This window comes from Roseitalea sp., assembly GCF_984466335.1.
This window is the reverse complement of record NZ_CFIFWG010000157.1, coordinates 1-7,287: the sequence shown is the minus strand read 5'-3', so window position 1 is coordinate 7,287 and position 7,287 is coordinate 1. Positions and strand designations below refer to the sequence as shown.

Sequence of the window (7,287 nt, the reverse complement as noted above, 5' to 3'; positions counted from 1 at the left end):
TCGAGCTCGAGAGCGTCGACGGCATGGCTCCGGAGGAGGCGCGGAAGACGCCGGACCCGATCGCCGAATTCTCCGGCCTCGACAAGATCACCGGGCGCACCATCACCTTCGACGTCTATATCGACGAGACGGTCCAGTTCGGCGCCCTGCAGATCACGCCGCGCGTCTGCTTTTCGCGCCAGCAGAACACGCCGCCCGGATCGTCGACCTTCGTCGAGGTCGACGAAATCACGCTCGACCGCAAGATCAGGCGCATCTTCACGGGCTGGATGTTCGCCGACAGCCCTGGCCTGAACGCCATCGAGCACGCCATCTATGACGTTTGGCTGAAGAGCTGCAAGGTCGAATCGGACGTGCCGCCGCCGAGCTGACTGGAAGGCCCGCGCACCCGACACCTCTCACACCGGGGCGTGAGCGCAGCGAGCCTCGAAAGGGCGAGGGGAGGGCTGTCGTTCAGTCGAACGCGGCCTCGCCGATCAGCGCCTCGGCGAGCATCTGCTCATAGTCGGCGCGCGGCACGTCGACCGCGCCGAAGCGCTTCAGGTGCTCGGTGGTGAACTGCGTGTCGAGCAGGATGAAGCCCCGTTCCCGCAGCCGCCCGACCAGATGGACCAGGCAGACCTTGGAGGCGTCGGTCCTGCGCGAGAACATGCTTTCCCCGAAGAAGGCGCGCCCCAGCGAAACGCCGTAAAGGCCGCCGACGAGCTGATCGTCGTCCCACCCTTCGACCGAGTGGGCGTGGCCCAGCCGGTGCAGGTCGGCGTAAAGGTCAAGGATGGTGCCGTTGATCCACGTCTTGCTGCGCCCGGGGGCCGGTGCGGCGCAGGCCCGCATCACGGCGTCGAAGGCGGCATTGAAGGTGATGTGATAGCGCCCCTGGCGGACGATCTTCGCAAGGCTCCTTGGCATGTGGAAGCCGTCGAGCGGGATGATGCCGCGCATGTCCGGCTCGATCCAGTAGAGCGTGGGGTCGTCCGCGTCCTCGGCCATCGGAAAAAGGCCGACCGAATAGGCCTTGAGCAGCACCTGCGCGGTGATGCGTCCTTCCCCGCCCTTGCCGTCATGACCGGCCATGATGTCGCTCTGCGTTCGCGCCGCCGCGCTCAGGGGTCGTGCGTGTGCGCGGCGAGATATTTCTCCAGCCAATGTATGTCATAGTCGCCATTGGCGATATCGGGATTGTCGACCAGATCCTGGAACAGCGGCAGCGTCGAGGAAATGCCGTCGATGACGAACTCGCCCAGCGCGCGCCGCAGCCGCATCATGCATTCGACCCGGTTGCGGCCGTGCACGATCAGCTTGCCGATCAGGCTGTCATAATAGGGTGGGATGGCATAGCCCGCATAGACGCCCGAATCGACGCGCACGCCCAGGCCCCCCGGCGTATGATAATGGCTGATCGTGCCCGGCGATGGCATGAAGGTGCGCGGATCCTCGGCGTTGATCCGGCATTCGATCGCATGGCCGTTGAACGCGATCTGGTCCTGGGTGGCCGACAGGCCGGCCCCGGACGCCACGCGCATCTGCTCGTGCACCAGATCGATGCCCGTGATCGCCTCGGTGACCGGGTGCTCGACCTGGAGCCGGGTGTTCATCTCGATGAAATAGAATTCGCCGTCCTCGTAGAGGAACTCGATCGTGCCCGCGCCGCGATAGCCCATTGCGGCGACCGCATCGGCGCAGACCGTTCCGATCCGCGCGCGCGCGCGGGCGTTGAGCGCCGGCGAGGTCGCCTCTTCCCACACCTTCTGGTGGCGGCGTTGCAGCGAGCAGTCGCGCTCGCCCAGATGGATGCCCTTGCCGTCGCCGTCGCCGACGATCTGCACCTCGATATGGCGCGGCCTGTCCAGGAACTTCTCGATATAGACCGCATCGTTGCCGAAGGCGGCGCCCGCCTCGGTGCGGGCGGTGTCGAGCGCGACCGAGAGGTCGGCCTCCGAGCGCGCCACCTTCATGCCGCGCCCGCCGCCGCCGGCGGCCGCCTTTATGATCACCGGATAGCCGATTTCGGCGGCGATCCGCTTCGCCTCGGCCGGGTCGCTGACGCCGCCATCCGAGCCCGGCACGACCGGAATGCCAAGCTTGGCGGCGGTGCGCTTGGCCTCGATCTTGTCGCCCATGATCGAGATGTGATGGGCGGTCGGTCCGATGAAGGTGATGTTGTGCGCTTCGAGGATCTCGGCGAACTTGGCGTTCTCCGACAGGAACCCGTAGCCCGGATGGACCGCGTCCGCGCCCGTGATCTCGCAGGCGGCGACGATCTGGTGAATGTTCAGATAGCTGTCGCGCGAGGGCGGCGGGCCGATGCACACGCTCTCGTCGGCGAGCCGCACATGCATCGCCTCGTCGTCGGCGGTCGAATGGACGGCCACCGTCGCGATGCCCAGTTCCTTGCACGCGCGCAGGATGCGCAGCGCGATCTCTCCGCGATTGGCGATCAGGACCTTGTTGAACATGGCTTCGCCCACGCCTAGGCGATGATCAGAAGCGGCTGGCCGAACTCGACCGGCTCGCCGTCTTCGATCAGGATCTCGGTGACCGTGCCGGCGCGGGGCGCGGCGATCTGGTTCATCACCTTCATCGCCTCGATGATCAGCAGCGTCTCGCCCTCGGTCACCTTGGCGCCGACGGTGACGAAGGGCTCGGCGTCGGGGGCGGGCGCCAGATAGGCGGTGCCGACCATGGGCGCCGGGACGGTGTTGTCGCGCTCGGCGGCGGCCGCCGGCCGCTCGTCGGGAACGCCGGGTTGGATCGCGGCGGGCACCGGTGCCGGGACGGCCGGCGCCGCCGCCATGGCATGGCCAAGGACATGCTGCGTCACCTCGCGGCTAACGCGGACGCGCATCTCGCCCTGCTCGACCTCGATCTCGGTCAGATCCGTCTCGTTCAGGATTCGCGCCAGATCGCTGACCAGCCCGGTGTCGAACGCTTTCTTGTTGTCGGCCATTCCGTCCTCTTTTGCCCCGGTGCGCCGGCGGGCGCGCCCTGGTCTGGTTACGCCCGGTCCCCGCCCTCGGCAAGGGCCCGCAGGGCGACAAGGTAGCCCCTCGCGCCCAGCCCGCAGATCGAGCCCTTGCAGACCGGCGCGATCATCGATCGGTGGCGAAACCCTTCGCGGGCGTGAATGTTGGAGATGTGAACCTCGATGACATCGGCGCCCGATCCGGCGATGGCGTCGCGCAGCGCGATGGATGTGTGGCCGTAGCCGCCCGGATTGAGGATGACGGCCGTGCCCTCAAGCCCCGCCCGCTGCACCCGGTCGACCAGGTCGCCCTCATGGTTGGACTGATGGTGGATCACCTCAAGGCCCAGCTCCGCGCCGAGCCGCTCGCATGCGGCGTTGACATCGTCCAGCGTCCGGTCGCCATAGATATCCGGCTCGCGACGGCCGAGCAGGTTCAGGTTCGGGCCGTGCAGAATCAAAACATGTTTGCCCATGGCGCCGACGGTCCCGTTTGACGTCATGCCTGACTAGTCGCCACCGCATGCGGCGGCAAGCCCTGCTGCGGGCATGCGCGCCCGGCAGGGTGCGAAAACCACATGATTCATCGGCGAAAGCCCGCTCAGCAGCCTGTCCGGGCGCAGGTGCGGGCCTGTTCGATCTTCTCGCGCAGCAGCGCCTGGCCAAGCGCGCCCGCAACCATCTCGTCGCCGATCACATAGGAAGGGGTGCCGGAGATGCCGAGCGCCTCGGCCAGAAGATAGCTCGTCTCGACCGAGCGGGTGCTCGCCGGATTGTCCATTTCGGTGCGCAACGCCTGTTCGTCCGCGCCAAGCGCGAGCGCGATCTCCATCGCCGTTGCGGTGTCGGCCCGGCCCGGCGTGCCCATCAGCCGCTCGTGAAACGCGCCATAGGCCTGCGGCATGAGCCGGTTGAAGGCGAGCGAGACCCGGTGCGCGCCGCTGGAATCCTCGCCCAGGATCGGAAACTCCTTGAGCACGAAGCGCAAGTTGGGATCGCTCTCGATAAGAGCGCTCATGTCTTCCATCGCCCGTCGGCAGAAGCCGCAATTATAGTCGAAGAACTCGACGATGGTGACGTCGCCCGCCGGATTTCCGAGCACCGGATCGGCCGGGTGGCGGAACAGGTCGTCGGCCGCCGAGGCGATGATCTGCCTGCGCCGCTCGTCCTGCTCGGCGGTCTGCCGCGCTTCCAGCGCTTCCTGCACCTCGATCATCAGTTCGGGGTTGGCGAGCAGATAGTCGCGGACGATTTCGCCGATCTCGCCGCGCTGGGCCTCGTCGAAGCTCTGAGCGGAGGCGGGCGCCGCCGACACCGGCCCGACCAGAAGGGCCACGGCGATGACGGTCGTCAGGAAGCGAAGCATGGGGATTGTCTCCGGTTGGCGTGCGGCGCGCCGGTCAGCGCGGCAGGCGGAAGCGTTCAATGTCGTCGGCGCGCAGCCATTGCGGCGTGCCCGCCTCGAAGCGCCGTTTGGCGCGGGCGGCGAACCGGCGCGCCTCGTCATAGCGGCCCGCATGGAAATTGGCCTCGGCCGTCGCAAGCTCGGCTTCGCCCGCCGCGCCCAGCCGGCCATAGGCCATCGCCAGGTGCTGGTAGGCGCGCGGGTTGGCCGGATCGAGGGTGATCGCCACCTCAAGTTCGCCTGTCGCCCGGCGCAGATTGGCCTTCCCGCCCGCGAGCACCAGCGCATGGCCGAGCGCGACCTGGATCGTCGGCGCGTTGCCCCCGCTCAGTTGCACGGCGCGCGAAAATGCTGCAACCGCGCCCTGCGCATCCTGTGCGCGCAGCAGGATTTCGCCCCTTGTCTCGTGGAAATACGGATCGTTCGGGCTTTCGGCGATGAGCCGGTCGATCATCGGCAGCGCGGCGCGTGGCGAGCCGTAAAGGAAGGTCGACATCGCCTTGCCGTAGCGCGCGGCCTGCGAGTTCGGATCGTCGCGGAACGCGTCCTCGACGGCGCCCGGCCCGAACACATGGGCGAGGATCTTGGCCCGCGCGCGATCGTGGCGCAGTTGCAACGCGGCGCTGTCGGTCCGGTCGAAATAGGGGCTTTCCCTGGCGATCGTTTCGAGCGCGGCCAGGCGCTCCCGAGGCAGGGGGTGGCTGAGCCGGTAGGGGTTGATGCGGTTGCCGATCAGGCTCACCTCGCGCTGGAACCGCCGGAAGGTGGTCAGCAGCCCCCTGGACGACTGGCCGGTGCGGTTGAGATAGTCGACGGCGGCGCGGTCGGCGGCCAGTTCCTCCGAACGGCGATAGGCCATGAGGCCGCGCTGGGCGGCCTCCAGGCCGCCCGCTGCGATGCCGCCGCCGGCCCGAGCGGCTTCCCGGCTGCCCGCCATGCCGCCCGCGACGGCCGCGCCGACGCCCAGAACGGCGGTGACCGCCGCGATCGTCTGGGCGCGGTCGATCTGCTGGCGCAGCCGGTCCTGATGCCCGCCGGCAAGGTGGCCGATCTCATGGGCGATCACGCCGATGATCTCGTTGGGCGTCCGCGCCTCGACGATCGCGCCGACATTGATGAAGATCTTGCGGCCGGAGACGAACGCGTTGAACGAGCGCTGATTGACCAGCACGATGTCGGTGCGGCTGCGCTCGATACCGGCGGCGCGCAGGATCGGCTTTGCATAGTCGGCCAGCAGCGCCTCGATCTCCGCATCGCGCACGATGGGCACGCTTGAGCGCTGCGCGCCGGCGGGCGCGACGGCGCTCGCCACAAGGGCGACGACCACGAGGCATTGCAGGATGCGGCGAACCAAGGCGAGGGTCACCTTCCGGGAATTGGTTTGCATGGCGCGGGCAAATGTGGCCTAGAGGCTGTCCCCGACTTAGAAGCGCGTTTGGGTTTGTGCGACGGCGAAATGGACGATCCCGGACCGTGGTCCGGGACTGGCTTTCGCCAAACCCTTGGGGCGAAGCGCTTTTTGTCCGCAACAGCGTCGAAAATCCTGGAAAACGCACCACATTTCCTTGCGGTTTTCTCCTTTTTGCGGACAAAGATCGCCATCGTCCAAACGGGCTCCTAATTCGGGGACGGCCTTTAGCGGCGGTACCGCGCTTTGCGTACCAATAACAGCGAAAACAAGGCGCTTCACGTGGTTTTCAGTGTGCGCGATACGGAACGGAGGCACCCATGATCAAGCTGTCGGCGCGCGGCCGGGTCTATCCCTTTCACGCCATGGACGTCCTTGCCGAAGCCAACCGGCTGGCCGGCGAGGGCAGGCCGGTGCTGTCGCTGGCGATCGGCCAGCCGGCCGCAGCGGCGCCCGCGCCGGTCCGCAAGGCCGGAGCGGACGCGGTGATGGCCGGCCGCCTGGGCTACACCGACACGCTCGGCCGGCGCGAGACGCGCGCGGCCATCGCAAGCCATTATCGCGATCATTACGGCCTGGACGTGCCGCTTGAGCGCATCGCCGTCACCACCGGATCGTCGGCCGGCTTCTCGCTGGCCTTCCTGGCGCTGTCCGAGCCCGGCGCGCGGGTGGCGATCGCCTCGCCCGGCTATCCCGCCTATCGCAACATCCTCAAGGCCCTGTCGCTTGAGGCGGTCGAACTGCCGACCGATGGTGCCGCCTTCGATCCGGACGCGCTGATGGCGGCCCATCGGGACAGGCCGGTCGCCATGCTGCTGCTGGCCAGCCCGGCCAATCCGACCGGCGCGGTGATCGAGCGCGACGGGCTGGCGGCCATCGTCGCCGCGTGCCGCGAGGCGGGCATCGCCTTCATCTCCGACGAGATCTACCACCGGCTGCGCTATACGGGCGACGATGTCACCGCGCTCGAATTCGGCGACGATGTGATCGTGATCAACTCGTTCTCGAAATATTACTGCATGACCGGCTGGCGTGTCGGCTGGATGGTGCTGCCCGAACCGCTCGTGCGCCCGGTCGAGCGTCTGGCGCAGAGCCTTTACATCTGCGCGCCGGACGTCTCGCAGATCGCCGCGGCGCACGCCTTCCGCTGCACGGCCGACTACGAGGTGATCAAGGCCGGCTATCGCGCCAACCGCGCGCTCTTGCTGGACCGGCTGCCGAAAATGGGCATCGAATTCGCCGCGCGGCCGGACGGGGCCTTCTACGCCTGGTGCGACGTCTCCCGGCACACCAACGATTCGATGGCGTTCACCAGGCGCATGCTGTCGCAGATCCATGTCGCGGCGACGCCGGGCGCGGACTTCGACATGGCCGAAGGCGAGCGGCATGTCCGTTTTTCCTATGCCGGCGATCGCGCGGTCATCGCCGAAGCACTCGACCGGATCGAAGCCTGGCTTTAGAGCGGTTTGTCTTTGGCTGGCATCGTCTGAGCGCCGGGATTTTGTGATCTGG

At 67.6% G+C, this 7,287-nt stretch carries 8 protein-coding genes; 2 read left to right on the top strand and 6 right to left on the bottom strand.

The window, feature by feature from the left end:
• Window positions 1-371, top strand: a 371-nt coding sequence (locus AC5E6L_RS12815) for a DUF2155 domain-containing protein (RefSeq protein ID WP_491773767.1), incomplete at its 5' end; no start/stop codon positions are given.
• An 82-nt stretch (window positions 372-453) separates the two neighbouring features.
• On the opposite strand, the gene aat is transcribed toward AC5E6L_RS12815, so the two are convergent.
• The 6 genes from aat to AC5E6L_RS12785 form a co-directional block, all read right to left on the bottom strand.
• On the bottom strand, window positions 454-1,074 hold the full coding sequence (aat, locus tag AC5E6L_RS12810) for a leucyl/phenylalanyl-tRNA--protein transferase (RefSeq protein ID WP_491229771.1): 621 nt from the start codon (window positions 1,072-1,074) through the stop codon (window positions 454-456).
• A gap of 29 nt (window positions 1,075-1,103) precedes the next feature.
• Window positions 1,104-2,456 (bottom strand): acetyl-CoA carboxylase biotin carboxylase subunit, encoded by a 1,353-nt coding sequence (accC, locus tag AC5E6L_RS12805; RefSeq protein WP_491773764.1) that lies wholly within the window; start codon window positions 2,454-2,456, stop codon window positions 1,104-1,106.
• A gap of 14 nt (window positions 2,457-2,470) precedes the next feature.
• Complete coding sequence (gene accB, locus AC5E6L_RS12800) at window positions 2,471-2,947, bottom strand: acetyl-CoA carboxylase biotin carboxyl carrier protein (RefSeq protein ID WP_491230049.1); 477 nt, start codon at window positions 2,945-2,947, stop codon at window positions 2,471-2,473.
• A gap of 47 nt (window positions 2,948-2,994) precedes the next feature.
• Window positions 2,995-3,438, bottom strand: a complete 444-nt coding sequence (gene aroQ, locus AC5E6L_RS12795; RefSeq protein ID WP_491230050.1) for a type II 3-dehydroquinate dehydratase — start codon at window positions 3,436-3,438, stop codon at window positions 2,995-2,997.
• Window positions 3,439-3,563: 125 nt separating this feature from the next.
• The gene (locus AC5E6L_RS12790; protein ID WP_491230051.1) at window positions 3,564-4,328 is read right to left on the bottom strand and encodes a DsbA family protein; all 765 of its coding nucleotides are present in this window, start codon (window positions 4,326-4,328) and stop codon (window positions 3,564-3,566) included.
• A 34-nt stretch (window positions 4,329-4,362) separates the two neighbouring features.
• A complete protein-coding gene (locus AC5E6L_RS12785; RefSeq protein ID WP_491773761.1) occupies window positions 4,363-5,754 on the bottom strand; it encodes a M48 family metalloprotease in 1,392 nt (463 codons plus the stop codon).
• 341 nt (window positions 5,755-6,095) lie between these two features.
• On the opposite strand from AC5E6L_RS12785, the gene AC5E6L_RS12780 reads away from it, so the two are divergent.
• Window positions 6,096-7,235: a pyridoxal phosphate-dependent aminotransferase gene (locus tag AC5E6L_RS12780; RefSeq protein WP_491230053.1), complete on the top strand. Its 1,140-nt coding sequence runs from the start codon at window positions 6,096-6,098 to the stop codon at window positions 7,233-7,235.
• The last annotated feature ends 52 nt before the right edge of the window (window positions 7,236-7,287 follow it).

Excerpts from the sequence above, each read along its gene's own strand:
- aat (WP_491229771.1), bottom strand. The coding sequence starts at position 1,074 with ATGGCCGGTCATGACGGCAAGGGCGGGGAAGGACGCATCACCGCGCAG.
- accC (WP_491773764.1), bottom strand. The coding sequence starts at position 2,456 with ATGTTCAACAAGGTCCTGATCGCCAATCGCGGAGAGATCGCGCTGCGC.
- accB (WP_491230049.1), bottom strand. The coding sequence starts at position 2,947 with ATGGCCGACAACAAGAAAGCGTTCGACACCGGGCTGGTCAGCGATCTG.
- aroQ (WP_491230050.1), bottom strand. The coding sequence starts at position 3,438 with ATGGGCAAACATGTTTTGATTCTGCACGGCCCGAACCTGAACCTGCTC.
- AC5E6L_RS12790 (WP_491230051.1), bottom strand. The coding sequence starts at position 4,328 with ATGCTTCGCTTCCTGACGACCGTCATCGCCGTGGCCCTTCTGGTCGGG.
- AC5E6L_RS12785 (WP_491773761.1), bottom strand. The coding sequence starts at position 5,754 with ATGCAAACCAATTCCCGGAAGGTGACCCTCGCCTTGGTTCGCCGCATC.
- AC5E6L_RS12780 (WP_491230053.1), top strand. The coding sequence starts at position 6,096 with ATGATCAAGCTGTCGGCGCGCGGCCGGGTCTATCCCTTTCACGCCATG.